General features: G+C 68.6%; 28 protein-coding genes and 2 pseudogenes. 14 read left to right on the plus strand and 16 right to left on the minus strand.

Annotated features, from left to right (window positions below; genetic code table 11):
- Positions 1-84: 84 nt before the first annotated feature.
- The 3 genes from ACZ50K_RS34920 to ACZ50K_RS34930 all read right to left on the minus strand — a co-directional run bounded on the left by ACZ50K_RS34920 (position 85) and on the right by ACZ50K_RS34930 (position 2,104).
- Positions 85-384, minus strand: coding sequence for a hypothetical protein (locus tag ACZ50K_RS34920; RefSeq protein ID WP_468910927.1), 300 nt, complete (start codon positions 382-384; stop codon positions 85-87).
- Positions 375-578 (minus strand): hypothetical protein, encoded by a 204-nt coding sequence (locus ACZ50K_RS34925; RefSeq protein WP_468910929.1) that lies wholly within the window; start codon positions 576-578, stop codon positions 375-377. Before ACZ50K_RS34925 ends, ACZ50K_RS34920 begins: the two co-directional genes overlap by 10 nt.
- A gap of 893 nt (positions 579-1,471) precedes the next feature.
- Positions 1,472-2,104, minus strand: a complete 633-nt coding sequence (locus ACZ50K_RS34930) for a hypothetical protein (RefSeq protein ID WP_468910931.1) — start codon at positions 2,102-2,104, stop codon at positions 1,472-1,474.
- 255 nt (positions 2,105-2,359) lie between these two features.
- Between ACZ50K_RS34930 and ACZ50K_RS34935 the strand changes: the two genes are divergently transcribed.
- From ACZ50K_RS34935 to ACZ50K_RS34945, 3 genes are all read left to right on the plus strand, one after another.
- Positions 2,360-2,650 carry a hypothetical protein gene (locus tag ACZ50K_RS34935; protein ID WP_468910933.1) on the plus strand — a complete coding sequence of 97 codons (291 nt, stop codon included), beginning with the start codon at positions 2,360-2,362 and terminating at the stop codon, positions 2,648-2,650.
- A gap of 69 nt (positions 2,651-2,719) precedes the next feature.
- On the plus strand, positions 2,720-3,247 hold the full coding sequence (locus ACZ50K_RS34940) for a DUF5958 family protein (protein WP_468910934.1): 528 nt from the start codon (positions 2,720-2,722) through the stop codon (positions 3,245-3,247).
- A 71-nt stretch (positions 3,248-3,318) separates the two neighbouring features.
- Entirely contained in the window at positions 3,319-3,507 is a 189-nt protein-coding gene (locus tag ACZ50K_RS34945; RefSeq protein WP_468910937.1) for a hypothetical protein, read from the plus strand.
- 133 nt (positions 3,508-3,640) lie between these two features.
- Here the strand turns inward: ACZ50K_RS34945 and ACZ50K_RS34950 are convergent, their stop codons facing one another.
- The 3 genes from ACZ50K_RS34950 to ACZ50K_RS34960 all read right to left on the minus strand — a co-directional run bounded on the left by ACZ50K_RS34950 (position 3,641) and on the right by ACZ50K_RS34960 (position 6,824).
- Positions 3,641-4,393 (minus strand): transposase family protein, encoded by a 753-nt coding sequence (locus tag ACZ50K_RS34950; protein WP_468910939.1) that lies wholly within the window; start codon positions 4,391-4,393, stop codon positions 3,641-3,643.
- Positions 4,394-4,504: 111 nt separating this feature from the next.
- Complete coding sequence (locus tag ACZ50K_RS34955; RefSeq protein ID WP_468910942.1) at positions 4,505-4,921, minus strand: hypothetical protein; 417 nt, start codon at positions 4,919-4,921, stop codon at positions 4,505-4,507.
- Positions 4,922-6,200: 1,279 nt separating this feature from the next.
- On the minus strand, positions 6,201-6,824 hold the full coding sequence (locus ACZ50K_RS34960; RefSeq protein WP_468910945.1) for a hypothetical protein: 624 nt from the start codon (positions 6,822-6,824) through the stop codon (positions 6,201-6,203).
- A 179-nt stretch (positions 6,825-7,003) separates the two neighbouring features.
- Here ACZ50K_RS34960 and ACZ50K_RS34965 point away from each other — a divergent pair, with 179 nt between their 5' ends.
- The gene (locus tag ACZ50K_RS34965; RefSeq protein ID WP_468910948.1) at positions 7,004-8,125 is read left to right on the plus strand and encodes an IS630 family transposase; all 1,122 of its coding nucleotides are present in this window, start codon (positions 7,004-7,006) and stop codon (positions 8,123-8,125) included.
- A 33-nt stretch (positions 8,126-8,158) separates the two neighbouring features.
- Here ACZ50K_RS34965 and ACZ50K_RS34970 read toward each other — a convergent pair whose 3' ends face one another.
- Both ACZ50K_RS34970 and ACZ50K_RS34975 read right to left on the minus strand, forming a co-directional pair.
- Positions 8,159-8,692: an SMI1/KNR4 family protein gene (locus ACZ50K_RS34970; RefSeq protein WP_468910950.1), complete on the minus strand. Its 534-nt coding sequence runs from the start codon at positions 8,690-8,692 to the stop codon at positions 8,159-8,161.
- A gap of 111 nt (positions 8,693-8,803) precedes the next feature.
- On the minus strand, positions 8,804-9,124 hold the full coding sequence (locus ACZ50K_RS34975) for a hypothetical protein (protein WP_468910951.1): 321 nt from the start codon (positions 9,122-9,124) through the stop codon (positions 8,804-8,806).
- A gap of 454 nt (positions 9,125-9,578) precedes the next feature.
- On the opposite strand from ACZ50K_RS34975, the gene ACZ50K_RS34980 reads away from it, so the two are divergent.
- Complete coding sequence (locus ACZ50K_RS34980; protein WP_468910953.1) at positions 9,579-10,169, plus strand: hypothetical protein; 591 nt, start codon at positions 9,579-9,581, stop codon at positions 10,167-10,169.
- 177 nt (positions 10,170-10,346) lie between these two features.
- Here ACZ50K_RS34980 and ACZ50K_RS34985 read toward each other — a convergent pair whose 3' ends face one another.
- From ACZ50K_RS34985 to ACZ50K_RS34995, 3 genes are all read right to left on the minus strand, one after another.
- Positions 10,347-10,712 carry a hypothetical protein gene (locus ACZ50K_RS34985; RefSeq protein WP_468910955.1) on the minus strand — a complete coding sequence of 122 codons (366 nt, stop codon included), beginning with the start codon at positions 10,710-10,712 and terminating at the stop codon, positions 10,347-10,349.
- Between the two features lie 205 nt (positions 10,713-10,917).
- Positions 10,918-12,426 carry an FG-GAP-like repeat-containing protein gene (locus ACZ50K_RS34990; RefSeq protein ID WP_468910956.1) on the minus strand — a complete coding sequence of 503 codons (1,509 nt, stop codon included), beginning with the start codon at positions 12,424-12,426 and terminating at the stop codon, positions 10,918-10,920.
- A gap of 170 nt (positions 12,427-12,596) precedes the next feature.
- On the minus strand, positions 12,597-13,004 hold the full coding sequence (locus tag ACZ50K_RS34995) for a hypothetical protein (RefSeq protein ID WP_468910958.1): 408 nt from the start codon (positions 13,002-13,004) through the stop codon (positions 12,597-12,599).
- Positions 13,005-13,708: 704 nt separating this feature from the next.
- On the opposite strand from ACZ50K_RS34995, the gene ACZ50K_RS35000 reads away from it, so the two are divergent.
- Together ACZ50K_RS35000 and ACZ50K_RS35005 are read left to right on the plus strand one after the other, a co-directional pair.
- Entirely contained in the window at positions 13,709-14,596 is an 888-nt protein-coding gene (locus ACZ50K_RS35000) for a hypothetical protein (RefSeq protein ID WP_468910960.1), read from the plus strand.
- A gap of 332 nt (positions 14,597-14,928) precedes the next feature.
- Positions 14,929-16,179 carry an FG-GAP-like repeat-containing protein gene (locus ACZ50K_RS35005; protein ID WP_468910961.1) on the plus strand — a complete coding sequence of 417 codons (1,251 nt, stop codon included), beginning with the start codon at positions 14,929-14,931 and terminating at the stop codon, positions 16,177-16,179.
- A 498-nt stretch (positions 16,180-16,677) separates the two neighbouring features.
- Here the strand turns inward: ACZ50K_RS35005 and ACZ50K_RS35010 are convergent, their stop codons facing one another.
- Both ACZ50K_RS35010 and ACZ50K_RS35015 read right to left on the minus strand, forming a co-directional pair.
- Positions 16,678-16,881, minus strand: a complete 204-nt coding sequence (locus ACZ50K_RS35010) for a cold-shock protein (protein WP_468910962.1) — start codon at positions 16,879-16,881, stop codon at positions 16,678-16,680.
- A gap of 265 nt (positions 16,882-17,146) precedes the next feature.
- The gene (locus ACZ50K_RS35015; RefSeq protein WP_468910964.1) at positions 17,147-17,497 is read right to left on the minus strand and encodes a MerR family transcriptional regulator; all 351 of its coding nucleotides are present in this window, start codon (positions 17,495-17,497) and stop codon (positions 17,147-17,149) included.
- A gap of 931 nt (positions 17,498-18,428) precedes the next feature.
- Here ACZ50K_RS35015 and ACZ50K_RS35020 point away from each other — a divergent pair.
- On the plus strand, positions 18,429-18,851 hold the full coding sequence (locus ACZ50K_RS35020; protein ID WP_468910966.1) for an ATP-binding protein: 423 nt from the start codon (positions 18,429-18,431) through the stop codon (positions 18,849-18,851).
- Positions 18,852-19,049: 198 nt separating this feature from the next.
- Complete coding sequence (locus tag ACZ50K_RS35025) at positions 19,050-19,403, plus strand: STAS domain-containing protein (protein ID WP_468910968.1); 354 nt, start codon at positions 19,050-19,052, stop codon at positions 19,401-19,403.
- Positions 19,404-19,505: 102 nt separating this feature from the next.
- Here ACZ50K_RS35025 and ACZ50K_RS35030 read toward each other — a convergent pair whose 3' ends face one another.
- Together ACZ50K_RS35030 and ACZ50K_RS35035 are read right to left on the minus strand one after the other, a co-directional pair.
- On the minus strand, positions 19,506-19,994 hold the full coding sequence (locus ACZ50K_RS35030; RefSeq protein ID WP_468910970.1) for a Ku protein: 489 nt from the start codon (positions 19,992-19,994) through the stop codon (positions 19,506-19,508).
- Positions 19,925-20,395: a Ku protein gene (locus ACZ50K_RS35035; RefSeq protein WP_468910973.1), complete on the minus strand. Its 471-nt coding sequence runs from the start codon at positions 20,393-20,395 to the stop codon at positions 19,925-19,927. Before ACZ50K_RS35035 ends, ACZ50K_RS35030 begins: the two co-directional genes overlap by 70 nt.
- Before the next feature lie 127 nt (positions 20,396-20,522).
- Between ACZ50K_RS35035 and ACZ50K_RS35040 the strand changes: the two genes are divergently transcribed.
- The 5 genes and pseudogenes from ACZ50K_RS35040 to ACZ50K_RS35060 all read left to right on the plus strand — a co-directional run.
- On the plus strand, positions 20,523-20,765 hold the full coding sequence (locus tag ACZ50K_RS35040) for a hypothetical protein (RefSeq protein ID WP_468910975.1): 243 nt from the start codon (positions 20,523-20,525) through the stop codon (positions 20,763-20,765).
- A gap of 187 nt (positions 20,766-20,952) precedes the next feature.
- Positions 20,953-21,285, plus strand: a complete 333-nt coding sequence (locus ACZ50K_RS35045; protein WP_468910978.1) for a DUF6233 domain-containing protein — start codon at positions 20,953-20,955, stop codon at positions 21,283-21,285.
- Positions 21,282-21,509 (plus strand): hypothetical protein, encoded by a 228-nt coding sequence (locus tag ACZ50K_RS35050; RefSeq protein WP_468910981.1) that lies wholly within the window; start codon positions 21,282-21,284, stop codon positions 21,507-21,509. The genes ACZ50K_RS35045 and ACZ50K_RS35050 overlap by 4 nt, the downstream gene beginning before the upstream one ends.
- A gap of 106 nt (positions 21,510-21,615) precedes the next feature.
- Complete coding sequence (locus ACZ50K_RS35055) at positions 21,616-21,921, plus strand: calponin homology domain-containing protein (RefSeq protein ID WP_468910983.1); 306 nt, start codon at positions 21,616-21,618, stop codon at positions 21,919-21,921.
- Positions 21,918-22,316 (plus strand): annotated as a pseudogene (locus ACZ50K_RS35060) (ATP-binding protein); the annotation flags it as partial. The gene ACZ50K_RS35055 and the pseudogene ACZ50K_RS35060, both read left to right, overlap by 4 nt.
- Before the next feature lie 34 nt (positions 22,317-22,350).
- Here the strand turns inward: ACZ50K_RS35060 and ACZ50K_RS35065 are convergent.
- A pseudogene (locus ACZ50K_RS35065) lies at positions 22,351-22,440 on the minus strand (transposase); the annotation flags it as partial.

The raw sequence follows: 22,440 nt of genomic DNA on the forward strand, positions 1-22,440 counted from the left end.
CGATCCCCGGCGAGCCCCCCGGCGCTACCGGGGGCCCCGCGCCGTTCGGTCGCGGGCTGGCATGAACCGGTCTCGCGCCGCCACTCACGCGTGGCTACCTGCATCTGGTTCACCGGCCGCCGTCATGGCCTCGATCTCCCGGAACGCGCTCCACAGGGCCAGCCGGGCAGCGCCCACCAGGACGGCCAGGACGCCCGCCTGCGGCAGCAGCCAGGCCAGCACCGGGCCGCCCGGGAGCGTCCCGGCCAGGACCAGCAGGGCTGCCCCCAGCAGCAAGGCCACCACCACGGTCCCCGGCACCGGCGGCCGGGGCGGCCGGAGGCCGGACATCCTCTCCAGTGCCTCCGCCTGCCGGAGCCGGTACTCCGCCTCGCTCAGCTCCACGCCGACCAGTCCCGGAACACCTGCCCGCGAAGGCGCGGCCACTGCCCCACCACCTTCTCCAACACCCCCGGCAGCAGCTCTTCGGGGCGGGCGTCGTGGGCGGGGCCCCGGACTTCGGTGAGGCTGGCGTACCGTGCGCCGTCCTCGAACGTCAGCGTCCACGACCAGTACGACACCGGCTCCGTCTCGTCCACGGTGGCTCCTACGGGGTGATGACGGTCTGGAGGCCGCTGGCGGTCGCGGCCAGGCGGTGGGCCGGCAGACGCTTCACCGCATGGTCAACCCCGCAGAACAGATCCGGGACCGGGGATCCCGCAGTGGACGGCCAGCCGGTCGACGTCAGCCAGCGTCCACGAGGAGGCGCTACCCGCACCGGACTGCTTCCTGGACACCTGCCCCCCTGACTCAGGCCCAGACCCCGGGCGAGGTCGGCCTGACCCTCCCCCGTCGCGTACATCAACGCGGCCACCGTCAACCGCAGCAAGGACTCCAAACTGGGCATATGGGCAAATCCCATCAGGGATGCACTGGTCGCGTCCAGGCTATCGGGGTCGGATCCACCAGCAGGAACACACCCGGGAGGCCGGAACCGAAAGGAGGTCGCCCAGCAGCAGTCCGCCGAGCTGCGCTGGCAGGCCGGCGCCGAACAGGCCGCCGGACTCCTCGACCTCCGGGCGGCGCCAGGCGTGGGCCCGGATCCGTGGGGAGCGGGAGCGGGAGCGGCTGCGGGGCGACCGGGCCGGTTCTCCGGGGACCGGGCCGGCGGCATCGACCAGGTCTCCGCCGCCATGGCCGCGCTTCCGCCCGACAGGCACAGCCTGACCCCACGGATGCTCGTCCACCAGATCCGGGCCCAAACCGACGACCGGTCGCAGCGACCTGCCAGTTGGTGGCAGGGCGCTGCGTCCGAAGGGGGGCTGCGTCTGCATCGGCATGGTGTTGCTCCGCTGGGCTCCCGCCGGGCCCGCGCGGTGGCCGGTATCGGAGGCAGGCACCGGGTGTGTGAGGAGCGGGTTCGGCCGGCGGCGGGCTCGTGCCGAACGGGCGCCCGGCTGCTGGTCTCGCTCGATCCGTCGTGTCGCGGAGCCTACCCGCGCTCCCAGAACGTGCTTCCCTGCCCCGGCTCCCCTGCCGGTGGCCTGAAGGTGATCCCGTCCCGGTCGGCACCCTCGTCTTGGGTGCCGGGGAGTTCCTCGGGGTCGGCCGTGGTCGGCTCGGTCGGCGGGGTCTGGGGGACGAAGACGATGACGTAGTCCTCGAATCCCTCGCATACGCCGTACTCCTCGCGGTCCATGGCGGCTTCGTGCCGCTCCCGGGAGTCGTGGCGGCCCCGGGCGTAGGCGTGGACCGCGTAGGCGGTGCCCGGGTCCAGCTGCAGAGGCCCGGGGTGGTGGACGCCGCCTGACAGCCATCCCATCGCGGGTGCCGCCGGGCCGGTGGTGGGACCGTGCAGGAACATCCGCCCGTCGGCGGCCGGCGTATACGGCCAGACCCCCAGCAGCGGCCACTCCTTCGACTGCTCCGTCGGCACCTCGTCCGTGACCATCAGCGTCACCCACGCCTGGTGGGACTGGACACGGCTGATGACGGTGAGCTGCCCCGCAGTGATGATCAGCGGCTCGTCCATGCGGAAGTCCGGGCCCGGACCTACGTCGTCGAACGCCTCGCTCACGTAGAAGTGCGAGTACTCGATACCGACGACACCACTGACGATCTTCATGCCCGGACTGTACGCAGCCACCCGGCGCGAGGGTTGGGGAGGATCACCGTGCGGAGGCCTTCCCGGCCGGAACCACGTCGAGGAGCTCCCGGACGGACCCCACCGCACCGCATCGTCAACCAGAAACAGCGCCGCAACCGGCTCGACCCCGCCCAGTTGGCTACGCTCGCCGAACTCGGAGTCGACTGGGCCAGGTAGCCGGCGCCCCCCGAAACCGTGTGGAACCGGCAACGGGGCCTTGAGAGGATCTCCGGCATGCAGAGTCCCACCGCTGAAGAACTCCTCGCGTCGGTCTTCGGGCTGTCCCCCGAGCATGCGCAGCAGGTAGCCGACCACATCCAGGTATGCAGGGGCCTGCTCGCTGCCGGCACCGACATGGACACCGTCCAGCAACATCTCAAGGACCAAGGCGTCCCCATCATCAGCGCCATCCTCATCACCAAGCTCCTCGGCGAGCAGCCCATCCCACTGCAGGCCGCACGAGAGATCGTCGAATGCAGCCCCGCACGCACACCCGCCACCGCCCTCAGCCAGCCACGCCCCTGAACCGCGCACCGCCCCAAGTAGCCACCCGACACCGGATCGGCACCAGCCACCCAATGGAATGATCACGAGATGACCCCGACGAGCAACGCGGACGGCCGCTCCCAGACCCAGCTGGTCGTGAACCAGATCGCCCAGGAACTCCGAACCCTGGACGACGGGGTTGCCTGGTTCTCCGGTCTCTCCCTGGCGGGCCAGCGGGAAGTACTGCAGCAGATCGGCGGCTACGCGATGCAGGCGCACATCACGGCCGCGGACGGCCGCGCCGGCGTGGCCCGATCCGGAGTGAAACCCACCGCGAACCCCTCAGTGATGATCTGCGTGGACCCACCCCGCTACGGATTCTCAGGCCTCCCCGCCGACGAATACGTCAAAGCGTTCCGCGTACTCGTCTCCGTGTTCGCCGCCGCAGACACCCGCCGCAGACAGACGTACTGCAAGAACGCCTGCACGTGGCATCGTGTACGGCGCCGGAAAGCGGGCCGCGCACGTATTCAATGTAGCCAACGTCGACGGCACGGTCGTATTCCTGGATGGTCAGATCAAAAGTGCCACCCTGCGCCCAACTGGAAAAGTTATCAAGTAATGAGGGCAAATTGATCGGATATGAAGACGCCCTCCGCAAGGCTGGAGAGGTCCTGAGGGGTTTCAATGAAGAGAACAGTCTAAGCTTGCAGATCGACCACGAAATGATTGAATCGACCGATTCCCTGCTCATCGTCCCGCTTAACTGCGGAGACTATATTCACACACGCGACGAACGAGTTCGCCTCTTCGGCTGCTGGCCAATTCTGGTCAACCTCAATGACGGTACTACGTCTTTTGGCACCCTCCACAACATGGACCTGTGGGACATCTGAAGCAAGAGGGTGCTGACGGCTCGCCTGGGCCTGAATTGCGCCGGACCGATGATCGAGCTTGCGTCACGATCTAGCCGATAACCGGCTACTCGGCTGTATGAGGGCGGTCAGTGAGCCTTTTCCATCTTGATCATCAGGCGGCGAGTTCAAGGGCGCCGACGGCTCGGACAGTGGCGGTGATCCGGGTGGTGCTGCAGCGGAGCTTCCGCAGGAGCCGCCAGTATTTGAGAGTGGCCATGGCACGTTCGCCGAGGCCGCGGATCTTGGCATGGTCGCGGTTGTGACGTCGGCGCCAGCCACGCTGATTCTTGCCTCGGAACGGGACGCGGACCGCAGGTCCTGCGCCCTGGTACGCCTTGTCGGCCCAGCACTTGATGGCGTCGGCGGCGAGGGCAGCGGGAATCCCGTGGATCCGGGCCGCGGTCAGATCGTGCACGGCCCCGGGTAGCGCGTCCGAGGCCCAGATGAGACGGCCGGCTGGATCCACGAGGACCTGCACGTTCATCCCGTGGTGCTTCTTCTTCCCCGAGTAGTACGGGCGGTCGGCGGCGATGCGGTCGATCGGCAGCACGGTGCCGTCGAGGATCACGTACGCCTTCTTCCGCACGGTCTCCATGGCCTGTTCCAGCGTGGGCGCGAGGGCGGCCAAGAGGTCGACGGCCTCGCGTATGTAGCGGAAAGCCGTGGCGATCCCGATGCGGAAGCCTGCTGCGAGGCGCGCGTAGGTGTCGCCGCAGCGCAGGTGAGCCATGACGAGCAGGGCCTGCCGGCCGCAGGTCAGGCGACGCCAGCGGGAGCCGATGCGGCGGCGGTGACCTGCGAGAAGACCGGAGAGGTGGCGCAGGGTGCGGCTGGACAGGTCGATAGCGGACGGGTAGACAAGCAAGAGAAAGCTCCTGGCGGATTGGTGATCTTGGTCGTGAACCCGTCTACCAGGAGCTCTCTTCATCTCCGCCGCTGGGGCCGCACGCCCAACCTTCCGTCAGGTCGAAACAGCTCAGTACGTCAGCCACTCCCTGTCGGGGATCAAGTCTTCGATCCATGCCTGGCCTTGCATGGCCCACTGAGGCGCAAGGAACACTGGGCGACAGCGGGCATGGTCTCCGTTCTGCTGGGAGCGCAGGACCAATCCCAAACTGAGGAGATACGGCTCCCCGCGGGGCCCGAAGCGCAGGCCATCGACATACCCGGGCAGTGTCGGATCGTCAAGTGTTGACGCGGTCTTCTCGATCCAGGGTTCGAGTTCCGACGGCAGTCGACCAACCAGAGGGACGCCACCGAGACTGACCTGCGGGCCCCGGCAGGCGTCGACAGCTACTGCAGCCAGGGTCTGCGTCTCCTGGTCGTAGTAGGTGTCGATACCAACCCCTTCGAAGGGGAACCAGCGCGCGTACTTCTTCGTGTCCCATGCCATGATCGGCTCGCCCAGAGCGGCTGAGACTTCCTCCTTGCTCTGACCGAACCGTATGGGCCCCACGGACTTCAACGGAGCCCATGCCCACGCAGGACGCTCCCCGTCCCGGAGGAACCCTTCCGCCCACCAGACCAACGAACCCACCTCAGATCGAAACGTGCGTGCAAGGAAGCATTCTCGCGAACGCGTGCTGCAGGCGGCACCAAGCGCCTGCCCTCAGGACCCGTTCCAGAAATCTGGAACATGGCCCCGGTACGGCGTAAGGATCGGAGGCGCGGGCAGCGGCCCGTGTCGCCCTCACCCCGATGAGTGCCACGGCATCATCACGATCGTCCAGACCGTCCTCGCCCTTCGTCACGCCTCAGCGTGAGGATGGAAAAGGCTCACTGGCACGAATTCCAGGTCCGCCTTCAGTTGACGGAAGTGCGCCTGGCGCCGGCCGCCTTGCGGGGTGGCTCAACTGTTAGCTTCGCCATCCCGCCTGGAGCGGTACTCCGCCCGCATGTCCTCAAGGCTCCCCGTGAATTCCAATGCCATACGGGCAAGACCGCTGAAGATGAGGAGGCCATAGAATGGCTCACCTCCGTCGATGCCGGAAATCCAAAGGAGTATTCCGAGGAGGCATCCCGCTGCTCCCACTGCAATTCCTGCCTGCTGCCTCAATGGCAGAACGATCCAGGGCAGTACGGGGAGGAACAGCAAAAGAAATGCAGCTATCAGCCAGGCTGCGGCCATTGATGTTTCACCCTTCCGAGAGTGGCGCTGTGTGCCGGGTCTGGGGTCTTCCCGGGCACAGCACAGACATAGGCGGAGGCAGGGTTTACGTCAGGGTCTGCAAGTACCCCGATATCTCAGGGGTTTCCGGCGTGCGGGTTTCCAGTCATAGTGCAGTTAGCGTAAGGGCTCGTACCTGCGGACGGCCTACTGAACTGGCAGAAGTCTCCCGGTACTACGGGTGCGCTGGACTGCGAGTGGACGCCGCCCAGCCTGATCGCCTTCCCGTTCGGTAGCAGTACTGCTTGGGCATGAAGCTGGACCGCATCATCTCGGCTCCACCGATCTTCCTGAGGGAACCATCTGCGTGGGGACCGGTGGGGCGGACACGGTCCGCCGGGAGGCCGCCCTGTCCGAAGGCCTTACCGAACGCGCCCGGGCGCCGCTCAGGTCACCACCGAAAGATGCTGTGGGCGGCCCTCCACGACACCGTGGGCAATAGCCCAGCCGTCCGGTGAAACGACGGGCACGGCCGTGACCGAGCCGGCCGCCCGGTATTCCCTGCTCAGCCGCCTGCGGCGTCCCATTCCGCGGGCCGCTCCATGTGCACCTCCAGGACCTTCACCCATGGCCGGAAGTCAGGGTGCACGGCCTCGATGCGCAGCCGCACAGGCTTGCCGGCCTGATCCATATCCCAGAACACGGGGAACGGGATCCAGGGCGGGCTTGGCGTCTTCTCCATGCCGAGGACCACGGTCCCGCCGAGCTCCACGTTCGTCTTCCGCGCGGTCCGGCCGCCCTCGGTGACTCCGTCCTCGGGGAAGATCCGGTACGGCCCCCAGATCGTCCTGCTGATCTGCTGCGCGGTCGGCTCGACCCCGGCCGACGAGGCACTCCGGTGCAGGCCGTCGTCACGGACGGTCACGAACACCTCCGCCAACCGCTCCAGCGTCGAAGGCCCCGTCCACGTCACCCGCAGGGTGCCCCGAGCCGCCGAGTGCGGGTTCAGCTGGGTCAGCGACACCTCGAACTGCGGCGTCAGCTCGTGATGCAGCCGGTCACGCTCGATCCTGCCTACGGCCTCCGCGGTCTCGGCCGCGCCCTGCGCGGTGTCCCGCGACTCACCGGCGACCTTCCAGGCACCCCCAGCGGCTATCCCACTGGCCACGGCCGCGACTGCGCTCGTCACCTCTACCCAGCCCATGCACTCCGCCCTCTCCTACCGTGATCGGAGCGCCATCGTATGGTCGAAATATGGCGCCTCTCGCGCCGCTGACCGAGCTGGGAACTAGTGCTGTGACCGGAATAGTTCACCGGGTTGCTCGTTGTGCTGATTGAAGTGACGACTTCCAACCAGCAAGGGGTGGGATGGCACCATCGGTCGGGGTTCGGAGGCTGACTGAGCAGGAGGGACAGAAGCTCCAGCAGATCGTTCGGCGGGGCAGCACGAGCTCGGTGCGGTTCCGGCGGGCGATGATGCTGCTGGCCTCGGCCGGCGGCAACACGGTCCCGGTGATCGCGCGTCTGGTCCAGGCGGACGAGGACACCGTCCGTGACGTGATCCACCGCTTCAACGAGATCGGGCTCGCATGCCTCAACCCTCAGTGGGCGGGAGGCCGTCCCCGCCTGCTGAGCCGTGACGACGAGGACTTCGTCATCCAGACGGCCACGACCCGCCCGAGCGTGCTGGGCAAGCCTTTCACCCGCTGGTCGGTCCGCAAACTGGTCGATCACTTACGCAGGAACATCGCCCGGCCGGTGCGGATCGGCCGGGAGGCCCTGCGGTGCTTGCTGACCCGCCGGGGGATTACCTTCCAGCGGACGAAGACCTGGAAGGAATCCCCAGACCCGGCCTTCAACGCCAAGCTGGAAAGGATCGAGTACGCGCTCAACGAGCGTCCTGACCGCACATTCGCCTTCGACGAGTTCGGGCCCCTGGGCATCCGCCCCACCGCCGGCTCCTGCTGGCAGAAGCAAGGCAGCTCCGACCGGCTGCCTGCCACCTACCGCCGCACCCATGGCATCACCTACTTCCACGGCTGCTACTCGATCGGTGACGACAAGCTGTGGGGTGTCAACCGGCGCCGCAAGGGCATCGTCCACACCTGGTCCGCCCTGCGGTCGATCCGAGCTGCCCGTCCGGACGGCGCCCCGATCTACGTGATCCTCGACAACCTCTCCGCCCACCTGAACTGGAAGATCCGCAGGTGGGCGGCGAAGAACAAGGTCGAGCTGTGCTTCACGCCCACCTACGCGTCCTGGGCCAACCCCATCGAGGCACATTTCGGGCCGCTGCGGCAGTTCACCCTCGCCAACTCGAACCATCCCAACCACACCGTCCAGACCCGGGCCCTGCACGCCTACCTGAGCTGGCGGAACAAGAACGCCCGCCACCCCGACGTCCTGGCTGCCCAACGTCGCGAACGCGCCCGCATCCGCAGCGAACGAGGTGTCCGTTGGGGCGGCAGACCACTGCAAACAGCAGCCTGACCGCCCGGTCTGGCAGCCCTTCGCGGGCACACCCTACGTGTCGAAGGGCTTGTAGCGGGCGTTGCCTCCGGGCCAGGCGTGGTCCATGAACGGCGCCCGGTCGAGGCCGTCGTAGCAGCGCAGCAGGAAGTCGGTGAAGCTGCCGCTGGTGCGGTACCACTGGGCGCACTCGCTACCGACCACGATCTCCCAGTTGTCCGGGTCCGGGTCGTTGGCCAGGAAGTAGTACTCGCTGCTGTGCTCGTCGTGGCCCCAGCTGATGAGGCCACCAGGGTCGGGGTGGAAGGGGAAGGGGTAGAGGTCCTCCCAGCCTTTCCGTGCATCGCGCCAGGCCTCCAGGGACCAGAAGTCTTCGAGTTCGGCAGGGGTCATGAGACCTGTCGGCCGGTCGAGGTGGAGGTACCCGCCGAGGGTTCCGGGCCCGTACACGTCCATGAAGTCCTTGTAGTCCGCGGGGAGCATGACACCAAGGTGCTGTTCGGAGGCCTCCCAGACCTGTCGCCGCGGCCAGCCCCACGCCTCCTCCGGCTTACCGAGCAGTGCCTGGAGGCGTTGCAACGATGGCATGTCTTCCCTCGTCCCTGATATGCGACTGGCCGGGAATATCATCAGGCCTCCCTCTGACAACACCGAGGGGGCCCAGCGTCCTCAACCCGGCGAACCTTCCCGGTCACAGCACTAGCCGGTACACGTCGTGCGTTCGGCTGCGAACGTGCCGTCGTCCAGCGGCGCGTCGGTCAGCTCGAACCGCTCCACCGCATCGCAGGACCCCCGCCAGCAGACCACCGTTCCGGCCGGCCGGCGGCTGGGCAGGTGGATGGGCTGGCCGTCCGCGACCCGTGATCCCAGCAGGGTGTAGGTACGGAGCGGCCGGCCAGCCGACGGCGGGGCCACGACGGCACCGGACGCCGACCGGCGCCGACGAAACCGGCGTCCCAGGGCGCCTCCGGCGAACACCGTGAAGCCGCCCAGGGTCTGCGCGGCCCAGCCTGCCAGCATCTCGGTGAGTATGTCGGTCCCGTCACGTCATCGTGGGCGGAGCATCACGAACGCCGTGCGCGCCGCGTCCCGTTGGGCACCCTGCGGGACGCAAGGGCCTGTCCGGCCAGCACGGCGGGGCCAGCCGGACCGCGTGGGTGGCGCCCTCCATCCAAGCCGAACCTCCCAGGCCGGGGCGCCCGTCATAAGGAAGACGGAATCGTGCCCCGGCTGCCTTCAGAGGATGGACAACAACGGGTGGACTCAGCTGGGTCGTCCTTCAAAGGGACGGGCGCCGCCCGCTCCCCTTCCGGTGCCGGATCCGGTGCCTGCTCGGGACTGGTTGCCCTACCAAGGACCAGAGGCGACGCGGTAGTTCGAGGGGACACCGGAACAGTCGACGTGAAGGACTGTCATATGCCAACAGCGGAGATTCGATTGCACTACGCATCATTGACAGTTAAAACTGTCATTCATGGAAACCGACAATGAAACCAGCGTTTGGGGCGATGCCACCGCGATCCGCACCCCCGCCTACGCCGAGCCGTCCGAGGACGACCTGATCGACCTGCAGAGCACCATCGCCGAGGCCGCCGACACGATGGCCTGGCAGATCTCCGAACGCGCCCGCGCCCACCGAGCAGCAGGAGGGCAGGCGCCCGACAAGGTGGTGTTCTCCGGCGATTACCAGCTCGCCCTCCTGCACGCCCTCCGCCAGGCCGCGGGCGCCGTCGAACGCAAGGCCGCCGCCGCCGCGCAAGTCGCCGGGCACCTGGGCGCCAGCTACGCCCGGATCGGGGAGGCCTGGGGCATCACTCGGCAGTCCGCCCGCGTGAAGTGGCCCGAGGCCGTGCCGGCCCGCGCAGACCTCCCCCAGCCCCCGGTCGCCGTCCAGCACGCCGGCGGCACCGCCGCCGTCCTCCACCAGAAGGAGACCGACACCTGGCTCTACACCGCCATCGCCGCCGACGGCACCCAGCACGTGAGCCGACCGGAGTTCCCCACCAGCAAGGCCGCCGCCGAAGCCGCCCGCTCCTTCCTGGCCGAACACTCCACCCAGGTGTGAACCTACTGAACCGCTCCGTCCCCAGCCGGATCAGGGTCAACGGCTCCCCCTGCGGGTTCTGCACCTACAGGCGGGAGCCTCCGCCGAACGGGCCGAACCGGCAGAAGCAGATGGGCGAGCGTCCGCAGGTGGGTGGCGGCAACCCCGCCCGCCCAGGGGAAAGCACACCGGCCCGGGTCAGCCCTTCCGGCGACGCAGCGTTTGCAGAGCCAGCGCCAGGGTGACGTCGGTGTCCTCGCTCCAGGAGCAGACCTCCAGCCAGGAGAGGTAGCCGGCCTGAGCGAACACCAGAACTTCGCCGGGGCAGTCGCCCCTATCGGCGCCAATCAGGGCCTCGGCGGCCACTACCGTGCTCGGTCCGGACGGCGCCGGTAGGACAGAGGCGGTGTCGAGGTCGAAGTAGGTCGTACCGCACCCGCACGCACAACGCTCTCGCACACGCAGGTGGGGAATCTGGGTGCGGAGGGCCAGGTGGACCGGGTCGTCGCTGTCGAGGAGGGTGTCGAGCACCGCGGCCACGTCGGAGGGAAGGTGCTCGGTCACGCCCGCACCGTACCCGGTCTCCGCCTCGAAGGGCTCAGGGGGTTCCGCGTATGGTGCGACCCTTCGGGCTTGCCTGTCATGGCCTGCGGGATGTCTCTGCCTGGCACGTGGTCACGGGTGAACGGGCCTGGCCTCGGGCATGGGCTTCCGCCTGAGCGGTGCGGGCAGCCGCTGGCTGCCCGCACCGCCGGATGGGCGGGTGTTGCTAGTTGGGCCAGGCCTTGGTGCCGGTGCCGAAGACGCCCTTGCCGTCGCCCTTGTAGAAGTTGAGGTTGGTGCCCCAGCGTCCGAGGAGGTCGGGCTTCTTGTCGCCGTCGTAGTCGCCGGCGTAGACCTTGATGCCGCCCCAGGCCGCGTCGGCCCAGATGTTGACTCCGGCGTTGAGGCCGCCCTGGGCGTTGCCGTCGTAACGCATGAGGTAGCCGCCGCTGGAGACGGCGACGACGTCGTCGCGGGTGTCGGTGTTGATGTCGCCCGTGGTGAGGATCTTCATGCTCTTCCACGAGGTGTCGGGCCACATCTGGCGCTTCTGCTGGGTGAGGAGGCCGTTGGTGCCGGTGTGGTAGGCGTAGAGGCTGCCGCCGTTCCAGACGGCGAGGATGCCGTCGCGGCCGGAGTTGTCGACCTTGTAGCGGGCGATCTGGAGCATGCCGGTCCAGTCGGCGTCGTCGGGCCACATCTTCTGTGCCGGCGCGAGGGTGCCGTCGGGCTTGCCGGCGTAGTACTGGAGGCTGCCGCCGCCCCATACGGCGGCGATGTCCATGGTGCCGTCGCCGTTGTAGTCGCCGGCGACGATGTCGGTGAGGGACTTCCAGCTGCCGTCGAGCTTCCACAGGGGGCGGCCGTACTCGAAGGTGCCGTCGGTGCGGCCGTAGGCGGTGTGGATGTTGCCGTCGGTGGTGACGACGGCGATGTCGGAGCGGCCGTCCTTGTTGAAGTCGGCGGTGGTGAAGACCTCGGTCATGTCGGGGATGATGTCGACGAGGCGGTTCTGCTGGATCCACCAGGCGACGTCGTCGGCCCGGGCGATGATGGCGTCGGTGCGGGTCTCGCTCTCGCCGGCGCAGCCGCCCTGCCAGGACCGGCTCGCCACGCCGACGAGGTCGCCGGCGGCGTTCAGGAGCGGGGCGCCGGAGTCGCCCTTGCAGATGGAGTCGCCGGCGGACTTGCCGGCCACGTTCAGCACGCCGGAGCCGGTCGAGTTCACCTTGAACGTCGCCTTGTTCGGCCTGATGATCGACAGCCCCCACCAGGCGTTGCTGCGGCCCAGTCCGACGGAGGTCAGCTCGCCGCCCGTAGCGGGGGCGGTGGTGGCGATCTCGGCGGGGGTGATGGTGGTGACGGGCTTGTCCAGGCGGGCCATGACCAGGTCGCGGGTGCCGCGCGGCTTGAGGTCGGTGACCGTGGCGGTCTGGCCGTTGCTGAAGGTGACGGTGGCGGCCTGCTGCGGCTTCCCGGCGGGCAGGGCCGCGCCGGGGGTGGTGGCGAAGCAGCTGGACGCGGTCAGGACCCAGTTCTGGTCGACGAGCGTTGCGGTGCAGGCTTTCGCGGTCGCCTCGGGGCCGATGACGACCCGTGCGACATAGGCGTGCTCGCCCGCGGCGACGATGGGTCCGACGACGGCGGTGGCGGTACCGGCCAGCAGGAGGGAGCCGGTGGCACCGGCGGTGGCCAGGACGGCGAGCCGCCGCAGGCGCGATGGGGTGTGGGGCATGGTTCCTCTTCGTGTGCGGGCCCGGAAGGGTCCGTCGTAGCGGGGCAGCGCGGCAGTCGTGGCGCGTGGCGCGGTCAGGGCGCCGAGAGACAGAACTGGAGCGCACCCGCTGCGCCCTATCCGCAGAGAACGTCCACCGTAAGGGCACTATCTCGGATCGGTTACAGCCGTCAGAAAAAACTGAGATCGCTCCAGTCTTCGTCCGCCCAACTGCCACCGAGGAGCAGTGGGCGACTCAAAGCGCGATCTCCATTGGGCTGCAATCGCAACAGAACTCCCAGATCGCGAAAGCTCGGTTCTCCGACGGGAGTAAAGAGCAGCTCGTGGCCGCTGTCAGACATAAGGTCAATCCATGAATTCAGTTCAGATGGCAGCCTCCCTGTAAGTTCGGCGCCTTCCAACAGAATCTGTGGACCACGAACCGGATCTACTGCGATTGCCGTCAGGCTCAGATCTGAGCCACGCGAGTAATAGGCAGTGATCCCGATTTCGTAGATTTCACTTCTCACCGTCTCCCCGTTCGACAGCGCGGCTGGCCTCTCCACGCCGAGGGCCGCAGCCAACTCATCGCGGCTCATACCGAACCTCAAAGGCCCGACGGAAGAGAAAGGAACCAATTCCCAGTTCCGGCGATCCTGGACTACACTTTTCTCAAACCACATACCACGTCTCCGACTTGACCGAAATCCACACTGCCTGAAGCACGGACGGATTCCAGTTCTAGAATCTGCTTGATGCTGTATCAAAGCAGAGTACGACATGGACGCCTCGTCCAATCGCTGGGCCGAACATACCTGTCAGCCCCATCAGCTGGAGTGAGCCGTGCAATGACGGTGGCACTTCCATCGCACCCTGGGCACTGCTGGCCGGGAGAGGGCTGAGGGTGCGCGGAGCTACGGTAAGCGAAGCGACGGCCGCGGCAACGGGCCGCGCTGCGATCTCCGTAGGTTCCCGACCCACTGGTCAGCTACGAGGAAATGCGGGTTCACCCTGGCGGGCCGTTCGGCGCCACCCGCCGGCAGTGTCGGTGGTGCCGCATAGGGTGCGCACAAGATCGTCGGAACGGCTCGGTGTAAGGCAGGAGTGGGTTGTCGTGGCTTGGTGGGAGAGGGGATCTGAGGAGCGGCGGCAGTGGGTGCTGGAACCGTTGGTCGGGGTGGGCCCGTTGCGGTTTGGGATGCGTCCCCATGAGGTCAAGGCGGCTCTGGACGGGGCTGTGGCCACCGTGACACACGGAGGATGGGACGGATCCATAGGCTGGGAGCAGTACGGCGAGGAGTGTGTGACCGCGGTCTACAGGTCGGGGCAGCGGTTGGTCGCGGTGGCGGTCGAAGGGCTGGGCGGGCCTCAGGTTCGGGTCGGGGGCGTGGAGCTGGTGGGCAGGGTGCCCTCCGCGGTCCGCGAGGACATCCTTGCTCTTGCGGGTCGGCAGGGGGTGGGGGTCCGGGTCAATTGGAGTGGTGACCCGGAGGTCGAGGCCTGGGGTGTGTCCATGGGTACCGCGCATGAGCGGATCCTCAAGGCCAAGGGGTATGTGGAGCGGACGGACAGGCTGATCAGCGAGGTGCTGGTGGTGGCGTCGGAGGTGGCGTCGGATCCCTACCGGACCGAGCCGGTGCTCGAATGGCACGACGTCCGCGAGAGGGGGGCCAATCCCGGAGCATGGTCGGTGCGGCCCGTGGGCGATCGGCCGCGGTGGGAGTGGGCGCCGCTGCGGGGAGTGGGGCCGCTCCGGTTCGGGATGGGCCCTCTGCAGGTGGCGACCGCGCTGAACGGCGAAGAACCCTCAGTCCACCGAGGCAGCTTCCCTCACCCCATCTACCGCACCTGCGAGCAGTGGCACCTGAACGAGGACGAGTTCGCCGAGGCCGGGCTGACCGCGCACTACTGGGAGCAGGAGCGCGGGCCCACCCTGGCTGCCGTGACCGTGCACGGGCGTCAAGGTCCTCAGGTCGTCTTCGACGGCCTTGACCTCATCGGTGGGAGCGTCAGGGCTGTCGACGCCGTCCTGGTGCAGCGGGCGGAGGACGAGGAGATGGGCCTGGTCGTGGGATGCGGCGGTGACCTGGGGCCGGACGGGCTGGGCATGTACGTGCGAGCCACGCGAGCCGGTGACGGCGTCGTCAGCGAGGCGCGCTTCTGTGCGGCCGGCTGGGAAGACCACGGCTGACTCCGGCACCGGGGGCACGGCCCCCTCCGGCTCGACGAACCGAGGACCGCCCTGGTATGCCCGCCCATGCGAAACGGGCCTCGCGGCCGATCTCCGATGGAACCCTGGGGCCTTGGCATGATCGTGGTCGGCGGCGACGCACGCCAGACCCGACGACGTCGGCCGGCTCACAAGAGCCAGCCGCCGCCTATGCCCCCGACCAGCCGCATTTGCGCCCTAGCCATCCCGAACCAGCCGCCAGGGGAAGCGGGAGAGGGGCCGACTAGGATCCTCCGCGGTGGGCGGCGCACCCGATTGCGGCCTGCCACTGCAAGCAACCAAGTGGGGGAATCATGTTCGCTTCCGTGCATACGAGAAGTGCCAGAGGGCGGGCCCGACGGCTCTCGCGGTGGACGCGTCGTGTGGTGGGCGCGTCGGTCGCGGGAGTGGCGGCCCTGGCCGCGCTTTTGGCGACGGCCTCGCCCTCGCCGGCGGCGCCGAGTGGGGAGAAGCGGTGCCCGGCGGGGAAGCTGTGTGTCTTCCAGTACTCCGACTACCAGGGTGCGATGGCCGTCATCTCCGGCAGCCAGGCGGATCTGGGCTGGTGGAACGACCGGATCTCCTCGTATGTGAACAACAGCCGGATGCACGTGGCCTGGTACGAGAAGCGCGGATTCGACCTGAGCGGCCATTCCTACTGGGTCGGCCCGGACGGGCCGCCGCACGCGTTCCTGTACGAGCTGGACAACCGGATCAGTTCGGTCCGGGCGTCGACCAGCGAGTACGAGATGGCCTACGGCACCTTCCACATGCCCTGGGTCAGCGAGTCCGGCGAGCGCAGGCCGGCCGGGCTGCCGGCCGCCGCCCAGTTCGGCGACCTCGACGGCGACCGCCGGCCCGACCTGCTGGAGCGCACGGCTGACGGCAGGCTGTGGTTCCTTCCCGGTGACGGGAAGGGGCGGGTGGTCGGCGGCGGCTGGAACGCGATGACGCAGCTGGTCCGGCACGGCGACTACAACGGCGACGGCCGCGAGGACCTGTTCGCCCGGGACACCTCGGGAGTGCTCTGGTTCTACCCCGGCACCGGCAAGGGCGCCTTCGGCAGCCGCGTGAAGGCCGGTACGAACTGGAACACGATGAAGGAGATCTCCGCCGTCGGCGACATCACCGGCGACGGGCGACGGGACCTGCTCGCCCGGGACGGAGCGGGAGTGCTGTGGCGGTACGCCGGCAACGGCCGCGGCGGCCTGGCGCCCGCCGCCCGCGTGGGCGCGGGCTGGAACACGTACAACACCCTCGTCTCGCCCGGCGACGTGACCGGCGACGGGATCACCGATCTCCTGGCCCGGGACAGCGCACGCACCCTGTGGGTGTATGCCGGCAACGGCAAGGGCGGCTTCGCGACCCGCAAGAAGGCGCCGGTCTCCCTGACCATCAAGGGCACTCTGGTCTCCACCGGCGACGTGACCGGCGACGGCAAGAGCGACCTCCTCCAGAACATCAACGGCGACCTGTCCGTCCACCAAGGCAGCGGCACGGGAAAGTTCTCCGCACCCTCCTCCCGGCTCCCCTACGACCAGCATTCGTTGACCCGGATCTTCTGAGCACCGTACGCACCCTGGTTCAGATCGGGCGCCTGCGTCTTCAAGGCGCTATCCACCCCACCGGTGGCGGCTGCGCCTGCTCTACCACGATCGACGTGCCGTGGGGGCGGTCAGGAGATCTCGGTGCGCCTGTCACAGCTGATGCCGTCTACGCCCCGGGTGGAGGGGGGATGCCTTCGCGTGTGCTCGCGAAGGCTTGGGATACCCCCTGCGGAGTTTCGCCTCTGGGGGGGTGTGTCCAGTAAACGGCTCTGGCTCACATCCGGTGGTGACGCTGAGCCATCGAGGAATGCGCTGGTCGAGCCGGTGATATCTATCGGGGCCAGCTGCCTCTCCTCCCACACACCCGGAGCCGTGGCGCCCTGAACGACGAGCCGAACTGGGCGCATCGCTGCGGGTGGCGATCGTTGCCGTACGTCACCACCGGATGTGAGCCAGAGCCGTTCGATTGACAGACCCCATCCCCGGGGCAGTCCGGGAGAGAGTGGTGTCGCAGGGTCAGGCGGGGGTGATGTTCTCCGCCTGGGGGCCCTTGGCGCCCTGGGCGATGTCGAACGTCACGGCCTGGCCTTCCTGAAGCTCACGGTAGCCCGAGGCGTTGATCGCGGAGTAGTGGGCGAAGACGTCCGGGCCGCCGCCGTCCTGGGCGATGAAGCCGAAGCCCTTCTCCGCGTTGAACCACTTCACTGTTCCCGTAGCCATGTCTCATGCCTCCAGTCGAGTACGCCTCCCACACCGTGTGGAAGGCGGAGGTGATCGCCCTGGTCCCTGCGGCACAGCACAGCAAAACGCCCACGCCGAAGGCGTGGGCAAAACGGGGGTATCCGAACCACGACAGCTGCCCCGAACGCTACACGCCGACAACGGGCCGTCACCAGAGGCAACCAACAACGGCCCAGAGGACGGAGCAGGGAGGGGCTGCGGTGTTCTTGAGGGCCCGGGGCCGGCGGTGAGGGCGAGAGGGGGTTCAGGCCGCGGGAAGAGGATCGCCTGCTACGGCACCGCGGCGGTATTCGGCATTGAGACGCTGGGCCTCTTCGAGCTGGTCTTCGAGGATGATGATCCGGCAGGCGGCCTCGATCGGGGTCCCCTGGTCGACAAGCTCCCGGGCCCGGGCGGCGAGCCGCAGCTGGTAGCGGGAGTAGCGGCGGTGCCCGCCGGCCGAGCGGAGCGGGGTGATCAGGCGGGCCTCGCCCAGGGCGCGCAGGAAGTTCTGCGTGGCGCCGAGCATCTCGGCGGCCCGGCCCATCGTGTAAGCGGGATAGTCGTCGTCGTCCAGGTGCCCGCCCAAGGGGCCGGCCGGGTTCTCTGCCGTCATTGCACCTCTTCTGTGAAAACGCATGGAGGGGCCCGGGAGCATGTGGCTCCCGGGCCCCGAAGGAACTGCTACACCATCTGCCGGCCCTGGGACTGCGCCGGCCTTCTGTGTCCGCCGACCCGACTTGAACTTCGTCGGGCGTGCGGGGATCGCGGATGCGTGACCTCAGACCACCTCACTGTCGATGTCCTGCGGCACCCGGACCCGCGTGGCGTCCGGGCGATCCTGATGATGCTTCGGTTCCTCCGTTCTTCCCTCTGGTGATGAACTGCTTACCAAACGGGGGACTGCGTACTGCTGATACTGCGAACTACGGGTACTGCTTCACTCGATACCGCTGGTACTGCGAACTGCTGATACTACGTACTGCTCGTGGCCTGACCGAGCGCCACTCTCCGGCAGCCAGCCCCGTCGCCCATCCTGCAACCGCTCTGGCTTAGAACCCCACTGCCGAACCTCCCGATGCGCGCGCCCGCAGCCGACGCCTTCACCGAGGTACCGCTCCACTCAATTCACTGCTGGGTACTGCAACCACTGCGTTAACTGCGGTCCTGCTTGGCGGCGGCCCCTGATCACTGCGGGCCACCCGGTCCGGTCGTCAGCCCCGTCGCCGTCCTGCAACAACCCTGGCTTCGAAACTCCACCACCGCACCGTCCTGCGCACTGCAACTACGGGCAATGCCTCTACTACTGCCTGGCAGTTCGTCTCTGCCGGGCCCGCGGTCCTTCTCGGTTCAAGAGAAACCATAACCACACCGCCGCGCAATGTCTACTCCGGCCAGCACAGGTTTTTGTGGGCGTGGAGGGAAGGTAGTCGGGTTTGATGGCGATAACGAACCGGCTTGGTCCATAGGGGAGAATCTGTGCCGTACGCTGCGGGCAGACGCTTGGCACGGGCCCGGTGCGGCCCAGGAGAGGCCAGGTCCACCTGATGAGCACAGCGGGCGCCCAAGTGCCGACCGACCGGATGGAGCCCCTCCGGGTAGGGATAGCAGCCGACCCCTCCACGGCCTCGATCGCAGACGCCCGGGCGTGCAGCCGGGCCTTCATCGACGGGCTTCGACCCCCGGTCGCGGAACAGGACGTCGAGGACGTGCTCCTGGTCGTCTCCGAACTCGTCACCAACGCCCTGCGCCACGCAGGCGGCACCTGCACCCTGACACTGGCCGCCTACCCCGACGGCATCGACATCCGCGTCCAGGACCCCAGCCCGCTCCCGCCCGCAGGCCGCGACCCCGGCCTGCACGACGGAACCGGGGGCTACGGCTGGCCCCTGACCAACCTCCTCGCCCACACCACATCCGTCACCCTCCACGAGACCGGCAAGACCGTCAGCGCCCGCCTCCCCCGGTAGACCACATCTGCACTACCTCGCCTGCAGGCAGCGGTGCCCCCGACCCGGCGTTGACACCTCGCCACCGAACCGGCCCAGGCAAGGGGAAGGCCCTGTCACGCCTGTCACGCCCTCCACACACCGGCCCACCCCTCCCTACCCTGGACAGGCAATCCAAACGCGAGGCTGTGACCAGCCGGGAAGGGACACAAGGCCGAGATGACGCAGTACAGCGACGACCACGACGACAGTGTGCTGACCGACATCGAAACCGGCCGGCTGCGCACCGTGATACGCCCCTGGGGCGAGATGGACACCACCCGCGTCGACGAGCTCCGCGCCGCCGTCGACACCGCCCTGACGGTTGGTATGGGCGAGATCGTGGTGGACCTGGGGCAGATGGTGTTCTGCGACTCCAGCGGACTCAACGTCCTCCTGGCCGCCCGCATCGATGCCGAAGCCGCCGGCCGGCACCTGGTCCTGGCCGCACCCACCCGGCAGTTCACCCGCCTCCTGAACATCACCGGCGCCGACCAGGTCTTCACCGTCCACCCCACCCCACCGCCCGCCTGACCCCCCTCCCGGCCCCGGCCCCGGTGCCGGGACCGGAGCCGGACGTCGGTCAGGCACTACGTGGCTTACGCCGCGGCACGGCCTTCTTCACGGCGGCCTTCTTCACGGTGGTCGCCTTCCGGGGGCTTCGCGGTGGCTTTCCGGGGGCTTCGCGGTGGCTTTGCGGGACCTGGGCTCCTGGCCGGTCTTGTCGGGCAGGGGGTGGACGGTGGCGTCCTCGCCCCGGCTGGCCTTCGCGTCCTTCACCGACTTCTCCAGCATCGCCATCAGGTCCACCACCTCAGCCGAAGGCGGCCCGACCTGGGCGGCCGAGCGTGGCCGGTCCCCAGCCTGCTTGGCCTCGATGACGGCTTCCAGAGCGGCCCGGTACTCATCGCGCAGACCGCTGAGATCGGTGCCGGTCAGGGACTCGGCGAGGGCGATCGCCCCGTCGACCTCAGCGTCGGTAACCTCCACCTCCGGCACCGGGACCTGCTCCGGCGATCGGATCTCGTCCGGCCAGCGGAGCGAGTGGTGCATGATCACTTTGTCCTTGACGCGCAGGAGGCCCAGACGCTCGCGGTCGCGCACCGCGAACTTCGCCACCGCCACCCTGCTGCTGCGCTCCAACGCCTGGCGCAGGAGTTCGTAGGGCTGGCGGCGATTCCTTCGGCGGCCAGGTAGTAGGAGGCGCCGATCTGGATCGGGTCGATGCTCGCCGCCGGCACGAACCCGACGATCTCGATCGCCTTCGCCGTCGGCAGCGGCAGCCCGTCCAGATCCTGGCCTGTCACCGGGAGGAGGGTGCCGGTCGCGGTCTCGTAGCCCCGGCCGATCTCGCCCGCCTCCAGGACCTGACCGTCCAGCTCGCAGGTCTTCCGGTAGCGGATCCGGCCCCCGTCGGCGAGATGGACCTGGCGGAAGGCCACCGCGTGGGACTCCGTCGCCGGGTAGACCTTGATCAAAATGGTGACCAGGCCGAACGAGATCGCACCGGACCAGATGGGCCGCATCCGAGAACCTCCCACGGTGAGCCCCTCTCCCAGCCTCGCACCCCGAGCCCGGATCCGGCGCCCGGCCGAGGCCCGGACGGAGCATCCGGACTTCCCTTGAAAATCGAACACGTGTTTCCCTGGAGGGGTGAGAGCACCACTCCGCTTCCCGCCCAACCTCCTCGCCCTGGAACGGGCCTGGCAGTCCGCCTACGCCGACCTCGCCGGCTGCGGCCCGGCCGGCACCACCACGGCGCGGCGGCGGTTGATCGCCCTGTCGCTGCGCCTGCACACGCACCCGTACTGGACCGGCCCCGGCGGGGGCGGCCGCGCCGACCTACGCCGTGCCGCCCGCACCGCCCCCGCCGCACCCCGGAGGGCAGCAGCATGACCACAGCCGCCCCGGTCGAGAACGTCACCCTGCGCGCCGCCGAGACACCTACTGGCCCCAGCAGCCCCACCGTGTGGGCGCCGTCGCAGGCCGGTCCCTGTGCCCGGTGCGGCAAGGAGTGCGCGCGCTACGGGGCCCCTGCCAACCCCTTGTGTGTCCGCTGTAGGCCGCTGACGGGGAACTGATCATGACGGTCCTGCCCCCGGATCCACCCCGTCTGGAGGTCCTGGCGATCTACCTCCGCGCTGAGCTCGTCCGGGTCGAGCAGGCACTGGCCGCAGCCCAGACCGCAGCGGCCACCGCCGCCCCGGCCCGGCCGGCTCCACCCCCGCCGCCGTTCCTGATCGAGCGGGGCATCGGCGCGTCCCGACCCCCGATCCGGATCCACCTCGGCGACTGCTGGGACGCCGGCAAACACCGGTCCCCCGCCACCGCCGACACCGCCCGCCGCGCCCTCACGGAAGGCATACCGGCCTGCATCCACTGCCGACCGAACACCGCCCTCGGAGTACTGGAATGACCGGCCACCCGCCCATAGCCGTCCACCCACCCGACGCACAAGGCCGACGGCAGGTCCGCGCTTACGGCAACGATCTCGGCCGCGCCTCAGGGCCGGGTGATCTGAGGGAGTTCCTCCGCCGGGCCGGACTCGATCCCGGCACCGTCAACCTCAACGACCGGGCGCTCATCGAATGGCGCGGCGGCGGCCCCGCCGTCTGGAGTCCCGGCCCCGGGACCGAGTGAACCGCGCCGGGCCATCGGGCCCGGCTGGTGGGCCGCGGTCCGGTCAGCTCATGGGGACGCCGAAGGCACCCGGGCACTGATCCAGGTGCTGCTTCTGGGGCGCCATATGCGCCACGAGCACGTGGTCGCGGGCCTGGCAGAGGCCTTCCGGGCCGGCGCTCTGACGGCGGACGCGGTCGCTCTGGAGGCCCGCAAGGCTGCCGACGGCGACGCTCCCGCGCCCCAAGTTCCCGCACCCGAGGTGCCTGCCCCAGCCGTCGAGGAGCACGCGACGGTGACTTTCCTCGCCGACTACCGGCTGACCCACCTGCCGCCCGACACCCGGCCCCTTCCCTCGGTGGCCGCCTACGACCAACTCCTCAACCGCCGCCGGACCGGCGGCCAGGGCACCAGCCAGGGAGAAGCCACATGACCGTCCCCCGCCAGCGCGAATTCACCGAAGAAGCCGCCACCACCGCGATCGACCAGGCATGCCGCATGCTGCGGCTGCCCACCATCCGAAGCCAGTTTCCGGACCTCGCGGCCGCGGCCTCCCGCGAGCAGATGTCCTACCGGGGCTTTCTGGCCGAGCTCCTGATGTCCGAGTGCGACGACCGTGCCCGACGCCGGTCGGAGCGTCGCATCAAAGCCGCCGCCTTCCCTCGCGACAAGTCCCTGCGTGCCTTCGACTTCGACGCCAATCCGAACGTCGACCCGGCGGCCATCCACACCCTGGCCAAATGCGAGTGGGTCCGCAAGGGCCAGCCGCTCTGCCTGATCGGCGACTCCGGGACAGGCAAGTCTCACCTGCTGATCGCGCTGGGCACCTACTGAGGTTGAACTCGTGATGTCGTGCTGTTGTTCAGGCGGGTCTGATGGTCAGGCCGGTTTCGGCGAGGCAGCCGTCTATGAGGTCGCTGCGGTACTGGATGTGTCGTAGGCCTCGTCGGAT

The sequence above is a fragment of the Streptomyces sp. NPDC033845 genome, assembly GCF_055576225.1.

What these genes read in the sequence shown, in the direction of transcription:
- ACZ50K_RS34930 (WP_468910931.1), bottom strand. Translation starts at nt 2,104, where the DNA reads ATGAAGATCGTCAGTGGTGTCGTCGGTATCGAGTACTCGCACTTCTAC.
- ACZ50K_RS34935 (WP_468910933.1), top strand. Translation starts at nt 2,360, where the DNA reads ATGCAGAGTCCCACCGCTGAAGAACTCCTCGCGTCGGTCTTCGGGCTG.
- ACZ50K_RS34940 (WP_468910934.1), top strand. Translation starts at nt 2,720, where the DNA reads ATGACCCCGACGAGCAACGCGGACGGCCGCTCCCAGACCCAGCTGGTC.
- ACZ50K_RS34955 (WP_468910942.1), bottom strand. Translation starts at nt 4,921, where the DNA reads ATGGCATGGGACACGAAGAAGTACGCGCGCTGGTTCCCCTTCGAAGGG.
- ACZ50K_RS34965 (WP_468910948.1), top strand. Translation starts at nt 7,004, where the DNA reads ATGGCACCATCGGTCGGGGTTCGGAGGCTGACTGAGCAGGAGGGACAG.
- ACZ50K_RS34970 (WP_468910950.1), bottom strand. Translation starts at nt 8,692, where the DNA reads ATGCCATCGTTGCAACGCCTCCAGGCACTGCTCGGTAAGCCGGAGGAG.
- ACZ50K_RS34975 (WP_468910951.1), bottom strand. Translation starts at nt 9,124, where the DNA reads ATGCTGGCAGGCTGGGCCGCGCAGACCCTGGGCGGCTTCACGGTGTTC.
- ACZ50K_RS34980 (WP_468910953.1), top strand. Translation starts at nt 9,579, where the DNA reads ATGGAAACCGACAATGAAACCAGCGTTTGGGGCGATGCCACCGCGATC.
- ACZ50K_RS34990 (WP_468910956.1), bottom strand. Translation starts at nt 12,426, where the DNA reads ATGCCCCACACCCCATCGCGCCTGCGGCGGCTCGCCGTCCTGGCCACC.
- ACZ50K_RS34995 (WP_468910958.1), bottom strand. Translation starts at nt 13,004, where the DNA reads ATGAGCCGCGATGAGTTGGCTGCGGCCCTCGGCGTGGAGAGGCCAGCC.
- ACZ50K_RS35005 (WP_468910961.1), top strand. Translation starts at nt 14,929, where the DNA reads ATGTTCGCTTCCGTGCATACGAGAAGTGCCAGAGGGCGGGCCCGACGG.
- ACZ50K_RS35010 (WP_468910962.1), bottom strand. Translation starts at nt 16,881, where the DNA reads ATGGCTACGGGAACAGTGAAGTGGTTCAACGCGGAGAAGGGCTTCGGC.
- ACZ50K_RS35015 (WP_468910964.1), bottom strand. Translation starts at nt 17,497, where the DNA reads ATGACGGCAGAGAACCCGGCCGGCCCCTTGGGCGGGCACCTGGACGAC.
- ACZ50K_RS35020 (WP_468910966.1), top strand. Translation starts at nt 18,429, where the DNA reads ATGAGCACAGCGGGCGCCCAAGTGCCGACCGACCGGATGGAGCCCCTC.
- ACZ50K_RS35025 (WP_468910968.1), top strand. Translation starts at nt 19,050, where the DNA reads ATGACGCAGTACAGCGACGACCACGACGACAGTGTGCTGACCGACATC.
- ACZ50K_RS35035 (WP_468910973.1), bottom strand. Translation starts at nt 20,395, where the DNA reads ATGCGGCCCATCTGGTCCGGTGCGATCTCGTTCGGCCTGGTCACCATT.
- ACZ50K_RS35045 (WP_468910978.1), top strand. Translation starts at nt 20,953, where the DNA reads ATGACGGTCCTGCCCCCGGATCCACCCCGTCTGGAGGTCCTGGCGATC.
- ACZ50K_RS35050 (WP_468910981.1), top strand. Translation starts at nt 21,282, where the DNA reads ATGACCGGCCACCCGCCCATAGCCGTCCACCCACCCGACGCACAAGGC.
- ACZ50K_RS35055 (WP_468910983.1), top strand. Translation starts at nt 21,616, where the DNA reads ATGCGCCACGAGCACGTGGTCGCGGGCCTGGCAGAGGCCTTCCGGGCC.